1 protein-coding gene is annotated in these 437 nt (G+C 64.5%); it reads left to right on the top strand.

All coding sequences use genetic code 11. The features are described 5' to 3' along the window. Nucleotides 1-192 precede the first annotated feature (192 nt). The coding region (locus J5M58_RS27135) for an aminotransferase class V-fold PLP-dependent enzyme (RefSeq protein ID WP_207880540.1) at nucleotides 193-437 on the top strand (245 nt) is incomplete at its 3' end.

The following is a 437-nucleotide window of genomic DNA, read 5'->3' as shown; positions in this document are numbered from 1 at the left end:
GGCGTGACCTCGGCTATGCGATCGGCGCGCTGTCGGCGGGTCTCATCGCGGACCGCTTCGGCTTCGCCGATGCGATCCTGTCGATCGCGGCCGTCACGTTCCTGTCAGGTGCCGTGGTGGCGATCGTCATGCACGCGCGCCACTGACGTATTCCGAAGCGCGAAGCGAACATTTCTCACCCAGATCGACGACATGACGCATATCTACCTCGACTACAACGCAAGCACCCCCATCGACCCGGCGGTCGCGGATGCGATGCGCCCGCTGCTGCCTGAAGCCTTCGGCAATCCGTCCAGCGGACATTGGGCAAGCGTGCCGGCAAAGGTTGCACTGGATCGGGCGCGCGCCCAGGTCGCGACGCTGATCGGCGCCGCACCGGACGAAATTGTCTTCACGAGCGGCGGCAGTGAAGCGAACAACCTTGCGCTGAAAGGAAC

Source organism: Pseudomonas sp. 32_A (assembly GCF_017490905.1).
Lineage (GTDB): Bacteria > Pseudomonadota > Gammaproteobacteria > Pseudomonadales > Pseudomonadaceae > Aquipseudomonas > Aquipseudomonas inefficax.
The sequence above is the reverse complement of the archived record's forward strand: the minus strand, read 5'-3'. Positions and strand labels throughout refer to the sequence as shown.